General features: G+C 71.3%; 12 protein-coding genes. 4 read left to right on the top strand and 8 right to left on the bottom strand.

Annotated elements, in window-relative coordinates; genetic code table 11:
- Positions 1-140 precede the first annotated feature (140 nt).
- Complete coding sequence (locus ACFYXE_RS09685; protein ID WP_389310716.1) at positions 141-713, top strand: EF-hand domain-containing protein; 573 nt, start codon at positions 141-143, stop codon at positions 711-713.
- On the opposite strand, the gene ACFYXE_RS09680 is transcribed toward ACFYXE_RS09685, so the two are convergent.
- A complete protein-coding gene (locus tag ACFYXE_RS09680) occupies positions 703-2,442 on the bottom strand; it encodes an ankyrin repeat domain-containing protein (RefSeq protein WP_389310714.1) in 1,740 nt (579 codons plus the stop codon). The two genes, ACFYXE_RS09685 and ACFYXE_RS09680, sit on opposite strands and share 11 nt — an antisense overlap.
- A 310-nt stretch (positions 2,443-2,752) precedes the next feature.
- On the opposite strand from ACFYXE_RS09680, the gene ACFYXE_RS09675 reads away from it, so the two are divergent.
- Positions 2,753-3,079: a hypothetical protein gene (locus ACFYXE_RS09675; protein WP_389310712.1), complete on the top strand. Its 327-nt coding sequence runs from the start codon at positions 2,753-2,755 to the stop codon at positions 3,077-3,079.
- Between the two features lie 54 nt (positions 3,080-3,133).
- Complete coding sequence (locus ACFYXE_RS09670) at positions 3,134-4,552, top strand: helix-turn-helix domain-containing protein (protein WP_389310710.1); 1,419 nt, start codon at positions 3,134-3,136, stop codon at positions 4,550-4,552.
- Between the two features lie 79 nt (positions 4,553-4,631).
- Here ACFYXE_RS09670 and ACFYXE_RS09665 read toward each other — a convergent pair whose 3' ends face one another.
- The 7 genes from ACFYXE_RS09665 to ACFYXE_RS09635 form a co-directional block, all read right to left on the bottom strand.
- Complete coding sequence (locus ACFYXE_RS09665) at positions 4,632-5,864, bottom strand: methylaspartate mutase (RefSeq protein WP_389310708.1); 1,233 nt, start codon at positions 5,862-5,864, stop codon at positions 4,632-4,634.
- A 15-nt stretch (positions 5,865-5,879) separates the two neighbouring features.
- Complete coding sequence (locus ACFYXE_RS09660; protein WP_389310706.1) at positions 5,880-6,317, bottom strand: cobalamin B12-binding domain-containing protein; 438 nt, start codon at positions 6,315-6,317, stop codon at positions 5,880-5,882.
- Complete coding sequence (locus tag ACFYXE_RS09655; protein ID WP_361164719.1) at positions 6,314-7,525, bottom strand: MFS transporter; 1,212 nt, start codon at positions 7,523-7,525, stop codon at positions 6,314-6,316. Before ACFYXE_RS09655 ends, ACFYXE_RS09660 begins: the two co-directional genes overlap by 4 nt.
- 11 nt (positions 7,526-7,536) lie before the next feature.
- A complete protein-coding gene (locus ACFYXE_RS09650) occupies positions 7,537-8,817 on the bottom strand; it encodes an ATP-grasp domain-containing protein (RefSeq protein ID WP_389310703.1) in 1,281 nt (426 codons plus the stop codon).
- Positions 8,810-10,057, bottom strand: coding sequence for an acetyl-CoA carboxylase biotin carboxylase subunit family protein (locus ACFYXE_RS09645; protein ID WP_389310701.1), 1,248 nt, complete (start codon positions 10,055-10,057; stop codon positions 8,810-8,812). Before ACFYXE_RS09645 ends, ACFYXE_RS09650 begins: the two co-directional genes overlap by 8 nt.
- 6 nt (positions 10,058-10,063) lie before the next feature.
- Positions 10,064-11,995, bottom strand: coding sequence for an FAD/NAD(P)-binding protein (locus ACFYXE_RS09640; protein ID WP_389310699.1), 1,932 nt, complete (start codon positions 11,993-11,995; stop codon positions 10,064-10,066).
- A gap of 631 nt (positions 11,996-12,626) precedes the next feature.
- The gene (locus ACFYXE_RS09635) at positions 12,627-13,016 is read right to left on the bottom strand and encodes a VOC family protein (protein ID WP_389310697.1); all 390 of its coding nucleotides are present in this window, start codon (positions 13,014-13,016) and stop codon (positions 12,627-12,629) included.
- Between the two features lie 307 nt (positions 13,017-13,323).
- Between ACFYXE_RS09635 and ACFYXE_RS09630 the strand changes: the two genes are divergently transcribed.
- Positions 13,324-13,671, top strand: coding sequence for a VOC family protein (locus ACFYXE_RS09630; RefSeq protein WP_361164735.1), 348 nt, complete (start codon positions 13,324-13,326; stop codon positions 13,669-13,671).
- Positions 13,672-13,682 lie beyond the last annotated feature (11 nt).

The following is a 13,682-nucleotide window of genomic DNA, read 5'->3' as shown; positions in this document are numbered from 1 at the left end:
ATCAATGCACCCGATCGTGTCGTTCTGAACCACCCCCGCGCGGACAGACATCGGCCAGCGGCACGCACACCACGCCGCTGCGCCGGTACGACACCCGCCGGTGCGAGACCACCGGTACGACACCAAGGGGGGACCCAGCTGTGGCCAGCCAGTTCCAGCAGGACAAGCTTCAGGCGATGTTCGCCGCATTCGACGCCGACTCCGACGGCTACCTGCGGGAGGACGACTTCGACGCCCTCGCGGCCCGGTGGGGCCAATTGCCCGGCGTGGAGCCGGGCACCGAACTGCGGGCCCGCGTCGAGGAGATCTGCATGGGCTGGTGGGCCGCGCTGCTCGCGGCCGCCGACGCCGACCGCGACGGCAAGGTCGACTGGAACGAACTCCTCTCCGTCGTCGACCAGTTGCCCACCATGCGCGACAAGGTCACCGCCACCGCCGACACCCTTTTCGACGCCGTGGACGCGGATGGCGACGGCCGCATCTCCCCCGCCGAACACCAGCGGCTCGTCGAGACGTGGCACGGGCGGGCCCTCGACACGGGCGATGTCTTCCCCCTGCTCGACCTCGACGGGGACGGCTACCTCACCCGCCCCGAGTTCGCCACGCTGTGGACCCAGTTCTGGATCAGCGACGATCCGGCCGAGCCGGGCAACCTGGTCTGCGGACGCATCCCCGGGCAGAGCTCGGGGAGCCCGGAGCGGCTCAGCGTCTGAGCTCCGGGGGCAGTTCCACCCAGCGGCGGGGCAGGTTCGCGTCGGCGGCCACGCTGCCGTCGGTGACCCGCAGCCCGGCCGCCGCGCACGCGTAGGCGAGGTCGCGCGTCGTGAAGCGGGCCCGGGGGCCGGTCTGCCAGAACCGGAAGTGCCAGGCGGCGGGCGGATCCGTGGCATCGAGACAGAGGCCGACCTCCTCGTGGTCCACGCAGCGGCCGTCCCTGGCCAGGGTCCCGTGGGTGCCGCCCTTGGGGTTGAAGTACATCCCGTAGGCCGTGGTGTGCGCAGATATCGCGCGCAGCAGGGCGTCGTCGCCCGGCATGTACCCGTTCTGTACGAGGACACAGCCTCCGGGGCGGCCGGGCAGGCCCGCCACCCCCACGTGGCGCAGGGCGGCGTCGAAGTCGTCCTCGTCGAAGGGGGCGCCTTCCGGGGTGGTCCTCGGGCAGTGCGCCGGATCGGCGCCCAGCCGCCGGACGACCTCGTCCTCGTCGAGGTCACGGACGAACGCGATGCCGAGCCCCTCGACCCACGGCACGTCGTCCCCGAAGGCCTCGACGAGCGCGTCCGCGGCGCGGAACGCGTCCCGCTCCTCGTCCGGCAACGGGACGGCCCCCGGCAGATCCGCGACCAAGGGCGCCAGCTCCGTCGTCAGCAGCAGCCGGCCCGGCGACCACGGTCCGGTCTGCGGGGTCCACACGTCCGCCCCGGCCCGCACGAGGGCACGGACACTGCCCCCGTCGCCCCGGCAGGCGGCGTGCCACAACGCGGTGTGTCCCTCGTCGTCGGCGACGTCGACCCGGGTCACGTGCGGGAGCAGCGCGGCCACGCACTCCCCGTCCCCCCGCTCCGCCGCCAGGTGCAGCGGGGTCGTGCCCGACCCGATCAGGGCGTCGGCCGGTGCGCCGCCGTCCAGCCGGGCCCGGATCAGTGCCGCGTCGCCCCAGTCCCCGTAACCGACCCCCGCCCAGTCGGCACGGGGGTCGTAGCGCGTGCGGGCCGCTTCCTGCTCGCGCTGGATCCGGCGCTCGTGGCGCGACACCGGCCGGGCGAGCAGGTTCGGCGGACCGCTGATCCGGAGCACGCCGAACGAGCTCGGCATCGTGTCGGGTTCCACCGGCGGCAGCCCCGGCCACACCTCGACGGCCCGTGCGGCAGCGGCGCGCAGGGCGTCGGCATCGACGGGGGTGCTGGTCTCCGGGACGTCCTCGTCCGGCCACTCGACGACCAGGCGTGTCGCACCGGGGGGCGGCAGCTCGGGCAGGTAGAGGTCGACGTCGGTCTTGAACAGCGTGCGGCGGAGGTCGCTCAGCCCGGTGTCGAGCGGGATCAGCCCGTCGCTCCCGGACGCCCGCACGGCATAGGACTGTGCCGGTCCGAGCACCCTGTCCTCCGCCGGGTCGAGCGTGGTCACCCGGCGGCCGTCCCCGAGCGAGAGCCCCACCCGGAGCCCGGACGACCGGCCGCCCCGCTCCGCGTTCCAGTAGATCGGCTGATGCACCGCGAGGTGCAGTGTCACCGAGCCCGGCCACACCGACCAGCCGGTGAGCATCACCTTGACGACCGGCCCGGCACCGGCCACCGCCGGTTGCGGCACCAGCGCCGGGGCGTACCAGTCGACCGGTGGCCTGCGCGCGGCCGCGTCCTCCCCCGGCGGGCCGAGCCGGACCAGCGCGTCACGCGGTGCTGCCGCGTCCTCGGGGAGCACCAAGTCGTCGAAGAATCCCATGCCTTCATGCTGGCAGGAGGGTCTGACAACGCAGGTCCGCGCAGGCCCGTACGCAGGTCCGCCCAGGCCCGCGCGGCGGTCCCAGCCGCCGCGGCCGGTCTCGCGCCGCCACCGGACGCGAGCCTTCCGCGGCCCGGTGGCGCCCCCTCCCCTTGTTACCAAGTGTTGTTACCAAGTGCGGACAGAAGTCGGTGAACGGGTCCGGTGCGGGCCTCATCTGACGGGGTGCAGCGAACAGAAGGCCCGGCCGGGCGCCCTGCGGGTGCGGGCCGGAAGCCGCATCTCGACATCCCTTGGGGGGACTTCAGCCGTGACCACTCCGTCTACCCGCCGTGCCCGCGGTACCGTCCGTGCCGCCGGTCTGCTGGCCGTCGCCGCCGCCGCGACCCTGTCGCTGGCCGCCTTCCACGGCGCGGGCGACGCCCCAGCCGGTCCGGGGACGAAGGACGCGGCGAGCGTCTCGTACTCCATCAGCAGCGACGACGCGGGCGACACCTCCCGCACCGATCCCGGCACCGGCACCGGCACCGGCACCGGCACCGAACGGACCGTCGCGCTGTCCGACTCGGCCGTTTCGGTGTCCGCGGTCCACACGCTCGTGCTCCGCGCCGATGGTGCCACCGGCTCCCCGCAGTAGGAAACCGTCAGGACACGCGGCGAAGGACACCTACCGGGAGGGTGGAGGGCCGAGATGACGACGTCTCTCGCGGAGCTGCTGCGGGAGCTCAAGGAGCGGTCGGGGCTCAGTTACGGACTGCTGGCCAAGCGGCTTCATACGAGTACGTCCACCGTGCACCGGTACTGCCACGACGAGGCGGTGCCCCAGGAGTTCGTGACGGTGGAGCGGTTCGCCCGGCTGTGCGGGGCGAACCGGCGGGAGCTGGTGGAGATCCACCGGCAGTGGGTGCTCGCGGACGCGGACCGGGGACGGCCGGCCGAACCCTCCGGCACGTCCGCCGAACCCGCGGGCACGTCCGCCGAGCCCGACCGCCGGTCACCGACCGCCGCGACCGGCCCGGGGCGCGACAAGAGCCCACGTCCCGCCCGCCCCCGCCCGGCACGGCCGGAGCCGGAGTACGAGCAGCGGTCGGGACCCGGGACCGCGACCGCCAAGTCACCCCTCTCCCCCGCGCGCAGACGCCGGACCGCGCTCCTCACCGCTGCCGCCTCGGTCGTCGCGATCGGCTCCGTCGCCCTCACCCTGGCAGCCACCGGGGACGCCGACCGGCATCCGCGGGCCGTCGGCCCCACGGCTCCGCCGGACCTGAGCGCCCTGCCCACCCAGAGCGCCGCCCCGGGTACGGGGAGCGGCAGGGCAGGCGGCGAGCAGCAGTTCGGCGCCAAGGGCCGGCCCGGCGCGACGACCGGCCCCGGCGACACCGGCGAGAGCGCCTCCTCGGACCCGGCGTCCAGGAGCGGGCCGGGTGCCCCCGCGCCCGGCGCCACCCGGGGGGCGAGCGGTGCCCGGGACGACGGCAGGGGGCCCGCGTCCGCGGGCGGACACGGCAAGGACCCCGTCGTGCCGGTGGCGGCGCGCGTCCGGCCGTACCTCTTCGAGGACGACTGTCAGCACAGCTTCCTGGTGAACCGGAAGCCGAACGCCGTGCCGCAGCCGCCCGCCGAGCAGGACGCCCCCGCCTGGGTGGGGGAGCTCGGTGCCGTGTCGGCAAGGCGCCAGTACATCGAGGTCACGCTGCAGGGCCTGGGCGCGGGCCCGGTCGTCCTGCGCGACATGAAGGTCCGCGTGCGGAGCGTCGGCGCGCCACCGGACTGGAACAACTTCCAGGTGGGCAGGCGCTGTGGCAACACGGTGCACAGCAACGCCTTCGACGTGCACCTCGACGACGCGACTCCGCGCGCGACGCCCAGGGAGGGCGGGCCCGGCTTCCCGTACACGGTGAGCGAGGCCGACCCGCTGGTCCTGTCCGTCACGGCGGACACCAAGCTGCACGACGTGCGGTGGGATCTGGAGCTGGCGTGGTCGATCGGGGCACGGCACGGAGTGCTGCGCCTGGACGACCAGGGCAAGCCGTTCCGCACCAGCGGGCGGGAGGGGCGCCCCACGTACGAGTGGCGGAGTTCCGGTCGGTGGGCGAGCCGGGGTCGGTGACCGCCTGTCGGGCGGTCGGCCGTGACGGGTCCGGCCGGCGGTGTGGCCGACGGGCGGCGAAGGGGGTGCAGGCCGGTGGCTAGCGGGCGTCGAAACAGCGTTGGTTGTAGGAGAGCATCTGCAGGAGGCGGTCGGCGGCCCCTCCTGGTTCGTTCGCCGGTGCCTGTGCGGTGAGGGGCATGGCGCCCCGGGACGCCCAGCGCAGGGAGCCGGTGCTGTCGATCGCGGTGCGGGTCCGGTTCGCGTTGTCCTGGTGGAGGCAGTAGGGGACGTCGAGGAGGCCGAGCCGGAAGGCCTCGTGCAGGCAGTCGCCCACCGTGCTCTTGAGGGACAGCGTGGTGTTGACGAGGGCCGATGCCTCGTCCAGGATCTCGCTCCCCGGCGGGTCGGTGGAGCGGGTCGCTCCGTGGGCGGCTTCCGCGGCGATGCGGAGGGCGGTGACGTTCTCGGCGACGGTGGGGATGCGCTGGGACTCGACCGTCGTCTTGACGATGAGGCGTTCGGAGCCGGAGGCCGCGGCGAGTTCGGCGCTCTCCCGCAGCAGCGCGGTGGCGCCCGGGGTGGTCCTCGGGTAGACGCCCATGAAGGTGTAGAGGACCACGTGCCAGTCGATGCCGGGGAGGTGTTTCTCGGCGAGGGTGCGCAGGGCGTGGAGCGCCTCCAGGTCCTGGCGCGGGTTGGTCTGCTGGGCGTAGCTGAGGGAGACGCTGCGGATGCCGTGCTCGACGAAGAAGAGGCATTCCAGGACGCTGAGGGCGACCAGCAGACCGGGCGGGCACAGCTGTCCCAGCATGCAGCCGCCGAAGGTCTCCAGGTGTGCGGATTCCTGGCCGCCGTCGGCGAGGATCCGGCACCCTTCGGACCAGGCGTCGATGGACCGGCGCAGCGGCACCCTGCTGTAGGGCAGGCAGTAGGAGACCGGGCCGCCCTCCGAGACGGTGAGGCCGAGCCTGAGCATGGTGCGGAAGATCTCCTGCGGCTCGGGCGAGCCGTGCCGGACCTGGACGGGGAACGCGTCCAGGTCCAGGCCGCGCAGCAGCCGCGCGTTGCTCGCGTCGCTGTGCGAGACGAGCGGGTAGCCGTTGAGCGATTCGCCGGAGGAGATGGCGCGGCCTGCGCGCAGGAACTGCCCGGTGCGGGTGAAGCTGTCCAGGGTGATCGTCCCGGCCGTGCGGGGGCCGGCGTCCCGTACGGCTTCGAGGCCGGCCCGCATGAGGGCGGGGTCGGCGAAGCCCATGCGGGACTGGACGACCAGGTGGTTCCGGTTCCTCGCCCCGGCGACGTACGCGCCGAGGCCGGATGTCTGCGCCATGCCGGTTGTCCGTCCCTAAGCCGCGGTCGCCGTGAGGGGCGCCGCGAAGCCGGACAGGTACGAGGAGAACGCGTCGACGGCCCGCTCGCCGACGAACACGTCGTCCACGCCCAGGTCGCGGAGCCGTCGGACCTCGTCGCCGGTGATCTCTCCCCGGGTGTTGAGCTTGCCGCCGAGGACGACGGGCGGGCGGGCCCGTACCGGCACCCGGGAGACGGCGTCGAGCAGGGAGGGGACCTCCAGGAGGCCGTGGCCGTTGACCGTGCTGACCACGAGGAGGTCGACGTCCGCCGCGGTGAGGGTGTCGGCGACGAGCGCGACCGGTGTGCAGGAGCCGAGGTTGATCACCTGCCAGCCGCGCTCCTCCAGGACGAGTTGCAGATAGACCAGGTTCCAGGTGTGGGCGTCGGAGCTGATGGTGGTGATCACCGCGACGGGGGGCCGAGGATTCACGAGCGGGTTGTCTCCTTGTCGCGAAGGGGGGCCGGCGCTGCTCCGTCGGCCATGCGCAGCACCGGGGTCATCGCGAGCCCGGCGAGCGCGAAGGCCGCGCCGAGGCAGATCCAGCCGACCGTGCCGTGCTCGATGACCAGGGTGGAGATGACGAAGGGGGCGACCATCTGGGAGAACGCGAACCCCGTGTTGAAGAGCCCCTGGTACTGGCCGTTGCGGCCGGACGGGGCGAGGTCGAAGCTGATCACCCAGCCGGCGGCCGACTGGATGATCTCTCCGTAGAGGTGGAGTCCGGCCGCGACGAGCAGCAGCAGGCTGGCGCCGAGCGCGGAGGTGCCGTCCGTCAGGCCGGTCAGTACGCAGGTGCCGAGGAACAGGAATCCGGCCAGCCGCCACGACCGCCGCGCCGATTCGAGCGTGCCGATGCGGCGGGAGGCGGACACCTGGAACAGGACGCAGCCCACGGTGTTGAAGAGGATCAGTACGGCCGTCATCCAGTGCGGGGCGTCGGTGTGCTGGGCGATCCACAGCGGGAAGCCGATGTCGAGCATGGCGAAGTGGATCACCATGATCATGTTCACCATGGTGGCGGCGGTGTATCTGCGGTCCCGCAGGACGGGCAGCTTGGACGCGCCGGGTTCCACGGGGACGACCGGGATGCGGGGCAGTGCGAAGAGGATGAGGCCGCAGATGAGGTACGACGCGGCGTTGAAGCCGATGACACCCATGTAGGCACCCTGGGTGTCGGCCCAGATCGCGAGGCCGGCGATGCCGCTGCCGAGCGCGACGCCGAGGTTGCCGATGGTCCGGATCTGGGCCCTGGCCAGGGTCGAGTCGTCACCGGCGGTCAGCGTCGAGAGGACCGCTTGCCGTGCCGCGTAGGCGCCCCGCTCGATGAACGCGAACACCACCGCGACGGCGGTCACTTGGAGGAATCCGTCGACGACCAGGAAGAACATGGCGGCGAGGCCGCTGAGGAGCAGGAGTACGGCGGCGACGTCGCGCTGTCCCCGCCGGTCGGCGAGGTGCCCGAAGGGAACACCGGACAGGAGGCCGGCGGCGCCGGCGATCGCGAGCCCGATCCCGAGCTCACCGGCCGTCACTCCCGCGAACCGGATGAAGTAGAGCGCCGACGAGGCCATGAAGGCGCCCCGGCCCAGCAGGTTGAAGAAGACGGCGATGCCGAGGAGGCGGACGTCGGGGGACATGGAGCGCAGCATCACGGGCGGTGTCCCGGTTCGTCGTCGAGGTCGAAGGTGAGCGAGTCCGCGGCCGCCCGGGCGCGTTGCGTGGCTTCCTCCGGGGTCGCGCCGAGGGCCCAGGCGTACGCGAGACGGGCGAGCGAGCCGGTGAGGTCGCCGATGCGCCCTCCGACTCCGGTGACGGTGGCGACTTCCTGGACGCCCGGCATCCGCTGCGCGGCCTCGATGCCGTGGACGGCGGTGAGCACGCCACGGCGGTCGGCCAGCCGGTACTGGATCGCCGCGAAGTCCGCGCGTTCGCCGCTGTGGTGGCGCTTGACGGCCGCCTCGATCTCGGCGGCGACCGAGTGGCCCACGGCCTGGCGGGCCCAGGCCTGTTGGAGGTCGATGCCCGTCGCGGCCGCGAGCATGTCGGGGATCCGGTCGCCGCCGTAGCGCAGGTGGGTCTCGATGATCCGGACGGCGTCGTCGGTGAGGATGACCTCGGTGTGGGTGACGCCGTCCCTGATGTCGAGCGCGTCGAGCATCCGCCGCACGGTGTCGGAGAGGGCCGCTGTCCGCGCTTCGGGCAGCGGGGCGGGCAGCAGGTGCCCGACCTCGACGAAGGTGTCCTCGTCGATGGACTTCTGGGTGATGCCCGCGACGAAGTGCTGCCCGTCCTCGCTGATGCACTCGACGCTGAACTCCCTTCCCTGGTGGAAGGGTTCGGCGATGAGCTCCTCGACGTCCAGGCCCGCGGTTCCTTCGGAGCTCCATGCGAAAGCCCGGGGGACGTCCGCGGGCGACGCCAGTCTGCTGATGCCCCGGCTGCCGATGCCGCCCGCGGGTTTGCAGATGACGGGGTAGCCGAGCGCGTCGGCGGCGGCGGCGAGCGCGTCGGGGCCGACGACCTTCCGTGCGGGGGTGTCGTCGACGCCCGTCTCGTTCAGGCGGGCGCGCATGAGGTACTTGTCGGTGACCCACTGAGCGGTCCGCCCGGAGTAGCACCGCAGCCCCAACTGCTCGGCGATGTAGGCGGTCTTGTCCGCGTCCGACTCGGTGAAGTCGACGATCGCGTCGACAGGGTCGTGCGCGTGGACGGCCCGGACGAGGGCCAGCCATTCCTCCCGGCCGACTCCCCGGTCGAGGATCAGCAGCCGGTGCAGGTCCGCCCGGTCCCAGACCTTGCCCTCGGCCTCCCGACGGCAGATCACGCTGATGCGGAGTCCGGGGGCGGCCCGGAAGCACTCCCGCGGGACGTGGCGTGCTCCGCCGACCATCAGCAGGTGTCCGGCGAGCGCGGGGGTCTCCTCACGCATCGGACCACTCCGTGTTCGCGTAGAACCAGTCGACGCAGGTGCGCAGGCGCTCTTCGACCTGGTCGCTCGTGTCGCCGGAGACGATGAAGGTCGCGATCTCGCCGTTGGTGTGCCGCATGGCCTGGTAGCGGCGTCCGGCGGGGGCGCAGGTGTAGTCGAGGACCCAGTCGAACGGGGCCGTCTCGGGGACCTGCGTCAGGACCCCGACGCGGGGCGAGATCGTGGTCTGCCCCGATATCCGCTGCTGGAGGGCTTCCGTCGGCGGCCAGTCGTACGCGTCGAACCCGCAGAACGCGTGGACGGCGGCCATCTTGAAGTCGACGCCGAATCCGGCGCGGTTCTCCTCGAATATCGAGCCGCCGCCGAGCCGCTGCGCGGCCTCGCCGAGGACGAGTTCGCCGTCCGGGCGCTCCCAGAGCTCCACATGGAACAGCCCGTCCGGCCCGAACGGCAGCACGTTCTCCAGGAGGTTCCTGGTGAAGGCGACGGCCCTGCGGGAGAGGTCCCCTCGGGCGTCGAGCATCGCGCTGCCCATGAATCCGCCGTGCAGGAAGTCGATGTGGCTGCCCACGTACCGGGCCGCGCTCATGTAGCGGCAGACGCCCTGGGAGTAGTAGCCGTCGACGCGCAGTTGCGTCCCCTCGACGAAGGCTTCGGCGAGCATGTCCGGCTCACGCTCGATGCCCGCGAAGATTCCCTCGCTCAGCAGCGCGTCGAGTTCGGCTTCCGAGTCGAGGATGTACGTGTCGGCCGAGCCCTTGCCCGCGATCGGCTTGAGCACGACCGGGTAGCCCACCGTGTCGGCGAAGTCGAGCAGTTCGAAGGCGTTGCGCACCTTCCTGAACTCGGCGACCGGTACGCCCCCCGCGGAGGCACGCTGCTTCATGAGGAACTTGTCGCGCATGTGGACGGCGTCCTCGGGGCGGATGCCGGTCAGCCCGTGCCGTTCGCGCAGCCATGCCGCCCGCAGGACGTCCGCCTCCGCCAGGGGGATGATCCGCTTGAAGCCGCCGTCGGCGAGCAGCAGGTCGGCGCGCTTGGCGACGAGGTCGTTCAGTGCGTAGTTCTCGAAGCACTCGATCTCGGGGAACGCCTCACCGTAGTGCGCCTTGATCCATTCCGGCGGGTGATCGCGGTCCGTGCCCGTCAGCAGATGGGCGGTGTTCCGGGTGGCGTCGGCCCATTCCTGCGGCGTGTTCCGCAGCAGCAATTTGAGCGGCGACATGATGACGTTTTCCACTGTGCCTCATCCTGCTCGGCTGAGTATGTGCCTGGCTATTTCGTCCGCGTCGTCGAAGAACTCGCTCCAGGGACCGGGTCTGCCGCTTCCGACGAAGGTGAACCAGCGCGTGTTCTCGGTCGGAATGCCGATCACGTGCAGGCCTTCGTGCACGGATCCGTCCCGCCCCACGGGATGGAAGGGGGCACCTGTCGTCGCGACGCCGCCGGTGCGGAAGGTGCCCTCTCCGCTGCGGTTGACGTATTCCGACAGCGTCCCGCGGTCACGGAGGTTGGCGAGGAGCCCGGCGGTCTCCCGGTGGATGTCCGTGCCGGGAATCCTGGCGTCGACGAGGACGTCGAGTTCCGTCTCGGAGCCGGCGACCGCGGGCGATCCGAGGGTGAACCGGCCGGTGGACCCGCGCATCCCGAACCGGCTGTCCGGGCCCGCGATGCGCACGATCCCGGCATCGAGCAGCGCGAGCAGCTGATACACCCGCTTCCTCGGCGGCCCCGAGGACAGCAGCGAGCTCCGCGGGCTGAACCATCCGAGGAAGTCGCGCGCGTGCGACGAGGCGTCGAGCCCCGCGAAGTCCACGAGCCTGCGCAGCTCGCTGCGCGTGTCCCTGAGGACGTCCAGCGCGGCCTTGACGGGGTCGAGCCGGTTCCCGGCCTCGGCGTGCCGGAGATCCTCGCGGACACAGGCGGTCACCTGTCGCGTGAACTCCTCCGGCGACCCGTAGGAGAGCCCGTCGAACGGGCGCGCGAGGGCGAAGAAGTCGACGGGGGCCGCATCGACCCCGAAGTCCTCGGCGACGGCCCTGATCGCCAGGGGATCGCAGGATCCGCGCTCCTCGGCCCGCTCGACGAACGCGGATGCGGCGGACGCTCCGGCCAGACCGCGGACCAGCGTCGCGTAGTACACCAGATGCATCTCGGCGAATATCCACGGGGCGACGGCCGCCCGGAAGTCCAGCGGCCGGCCGCCGGCCCCGGCGAGAATGCCGTCCGCCTTGAAGAGCTTCGGACGGTAGGAATAGTCGGGCGCCTTCTGATTGCGCCCCCGTGCGGGCAACGGAAGTCCGCTGCGGGACCCCGCGACGATCAGGGGCTCGTCTCCGCTGGGCTGATAGCTGTACTCGTTCTCCGCGACCTCGAGGAACTTTCCGTGTCGGCCTTCGGTCAGGGAGAAGATGACGTCATAGGCCGACAGGCCGAGCCCGATGATCCCGGTGGGTGTACCGGCGGGAATCCCGTCGAGGTCCATCTCGGCGGGAGAGTCGCTCCGAATGTACGCGGTGCCGGGATTCCGGTCGGCGAATTCGGCGAAAGCGAGCTCGGTTCCCCGGAGTCGGGGCAGTCCGTGCCCGGTGGCCAGGACGACGCTGTCGGCAAGGAGCGTGCGCCCGCTGTCGAGACGTACGCGAAAGGTCTCCGCATCCCGCTCGCCACCCGTCCCGCCACCGCTGTCGCCAGCGATGTCGATGTCGCCGTCGATGTCGATGTCGACGACGCGGGCGTGTATCCCTTCGAACGAGACGCCCGACGGCAGGCTCTTCTCGGTGGCGTCCAGGACGAACCGCATGTACCGGCCGTAGAGCTTTCTGGGGGCGTACTCGTTCCGCCCCACCTCCGGGTCGTGGGACCGCCACCAGTCGGCGAGCGAGGGGCCCGCGCCCGGGCGGGCAGGACCGCCGTCCGCCGGTCCGGAGAACATGGTCACCTCGTCGGCGACGGTGTTCATCCGGTACAGCTCGTCCTGGTCGGTGCGCCAGATGCGACCGCAGCCGACCTCGGTCGAGTCGATCAGGAAGATCTCGAACCGGGAACCAGGGGGGACGTCGTTGAGTCGCGCCCCGATGCGTTCGAGGACCGCGAGACCCCTGGGCCCCGACCCGACGATGGCGATACGTCCTGCGCGGCCCGGGCGGTCGCCGTCATGGGCGGAGGCGGCGACCACGGAATTCCCCTGGGGAGAGCTCCCGGGGTCGGGGCATGAGTGAAACTCCACTGCATCTCCTTCATGAGCTGACGCGATCCGCGAACCACGAACGGCATGGAGCGCACAGCAGCGCATAAGTCCGCTGCGGGGCGCCGCGGTTGATACTGGCTCAATGACCCCCGAGGGAGGGGTACGACCGGATCCCTGGATACGGGGCGTACGAACCCTTGCGGGAAGTCGCCCCAGCGGGTTGTCCCTGTCAGGAAATTCCGGCGAAGGATTCACATCCGGCCCGACGAATGCAGGCCCTGACGTGTTCAGTGGATACGGCCCTCATGCGCGTTCCATCTCCCCGTTCTGATGCCCAACTGCCCCGTGTCGGCCCAGCCGCAGCAATGGGCGCACTCGGAGAGTTCCATGTGCGGTCAGGGGGTGTCAACGCCCATCCCACCGGGAAGAGAGCGTTAACCCGGTGGCGTGTGAATTTTCTTTCCGGAGTCGATCTCCACTAAAGGGGAACTCTAGATTCCCCTTTCCTGAAGGGGAAGTCGGCGCAGTTGTCGGAGTTGTCGGACACCGGAAAGGAAATCCGCGGAGTCGGGGAATCGGGCCGGATGGGGCGGGCACTCGGATGCGCGTCAAGCGCGTCCTACGGAGCCAGCGTGCGCAGTACGCAGAACTCGTTGCCCTCGGGGTCCGTCATGACCACCCAGCTCCGGTCCGCACCCTGGCCCACGTCCGCCCTGCTCGCGCCGAGGCCGAGCAGCCTGTTCACCTCGTCCTCGGTACCGGCGTCGATCGGGCTGACGTCGAGGTGCAGCCGGTTCTTGGCCGACCTGCCCTCGGGCACCTGGATGAACTGCAGGGTGGGCGGCATCTGACGGGCCCGCACATCCTCGACGGTCGGCTCCCACGAGCCGATCTCGACCTTGCCCTCGCTCCGGTCGATCACCTTGAAGTCGAGGACCGCGCACCAGAAGGCCGCGAGTCGCTCCGGGTCGTGGCAGTCGACGGTCAGCTCGGTGAACCTGCTTGTCATGCTCTCTCCCGAATCACGAATCCCGAGGAACGACGAAAGGGCTCAGGGTATGCCGCGCGGGCGACGGATCGGCGATCTTTGCCGTTTCGAGAACCCCCTCCCGACAGCTCTCTCCCGCACCCCTCCTCTCGCAGGTCCCTCTCTCGCAGGTCCCTCTCTCTCAACTCCCTCTCGCCAGACCTCTTTCGACGGACCTCGCCCCGCCCGCCCGAATCGCCTCGCGCACCGCCCCGCCGAGCGCGGACAATCGGAGGGCAGTCAGACTCATGCAGTGTGCGTCCCACGCACCTGACCCTTGGAGCAGTCGATGGCCATTCGCCGTGTCGTGCCCAACGTCCAGTCGGACGCCGTGCCGGAGAGCCGGGAGTTCTACGGCCTGCTCGGGTTCGAGGAGGTCATGAACCACGGCTGGATCATGACACTCGCCTCCCCGAGCAGTCCCGCGGCACAGGTCAGCTTCATGAGCAGCGACAAGACCGCGCCGGTCACGCCCGACATGAGCGTGGAGGTGGACGACGTGGACGCGGCCTACGCGGTCATGCGGGAGAGCGGTGCGGAGATCGTCCACCCGCTGCAGGACGAGGAGTGGGGCGTACGGCGGTTCTTCGTGCGCGACCCCAACGGGCGGGTCGTGAACGTGCTCGGGCACCGCTGACGTCCATCCTG

It is taken from the genome of Streptomyces sp. NPDC002564 (genome assembly GCF_042889645.1).
Classification (GTDB): domain Bacteria; phylum Actinomycetota; class Actinomycetes; order Streptomycetales; family Streptomycetaceae; genus Streptomyces.
This window is presented reverse-complemented; position numbering and strand designations above follow the sequence as displayed.

What these genes read in the sequence shown, in the direction of transcription:
- ACFYXE_RS09680 (WP_389310714.1), bottom strand. Translation starts at nt 2,442, where the DNA reads ATGGGATTCTTCGACGACTTGGTGCTCCCCGAGGACGCGGCAGCACCG.
- ACFYXE_RS09670 (WP_389310710.1), top strand. Translation starts at nt 3,134, where the DNA reads ATGACGACGTCTCTCGCGGAGCTGCTGCGGGAGCTCAAGGAGCGGTCG.
- ACFYXE_RS09665 (WP_389310708.1), bottom strand. Translation starts at nt 5,864, where the DNA reads ATGGCGCAGACATCCGGCCTCGGCGCGTACGTCGCCGGGGCGAGGAAC.
- ACFYXE_RS09655 (WP_361164719.1), bottom strand. Translation starts at nt 7,525, where the DNA reads ATGTCCCCCGACGTCCGCCTCCTCGGCATCGCCGTCTTCTTCAACCTG.
- ACFYXE_RS09650 (WP_389310703.1), bottom strand. Translation starts at nt 8,817, where the DNA reads ATGCGTGAGGAGACCCCCGCGCTCGCCGGACACCTGCTGATGGTCGGC.
- ACFYXE_RS09635 (WP_389310697.1), bottom strand. Translation starts at nt 13,016, where the DNA reads ATGACAAGCAGGTTCACCGAGCTGACCGTCGACTGCCACGACCCGGAG.
- ACFYXE_RS09630 (WP_361164735.1), top strand. Translation starts at nt 13,324, where the DNA reads ATGGCCATTCGCCGTGTCGTGCCCAACGTCCAGTCGGACGCCGTGCCG.